Consider the following 220-nt stretch of genomic DNA (forward strand, 5'->3'; position numbering starts at 1 on the left):
CCCCAGGGGCCGCGGTGCCGCGGGGGATGCGGGGGTGCGAGGAAGCGGGGATGCGGGGCTGGGGGAGCGCGGGCGTCGCGGGTGCCTTCGCGCGCCTCAGTGCCGGTAGAAGATCCGGTCCCCGTACTGCTCGAAGACCCGGCTGTTCCACTCGTGCCCGCCGTCGACGTTGCCGGAGCGGAGCAGCGGGGGCTCGACGCCGCGGTCGGCGAGGGCGGCC

At 77.3% G+C, this 220-nt stretch carries 1 pseudogene; it reads right to left on the reverse strand.

Features of this window, described 5'->3' with window-relative positions:
- Window positions 1–96: 96 nt before the first annotated feature.
- Window positions 97–220 (reverse strand): annotated as a pseudogene (locus CCN35_RS29895) (SIS domain-containing protein); the annotation flags it as partial.

The sequence above is a fragment of the Streptomyces thermovulgaris genome (assembly GCF_002155915.1).
GTDB lineage: Bacteria > Actinomycetota > Actinomycetes > Streptomycetales > Streptomycetaceae > Streptomyces > Streptomyces thermovulgaris.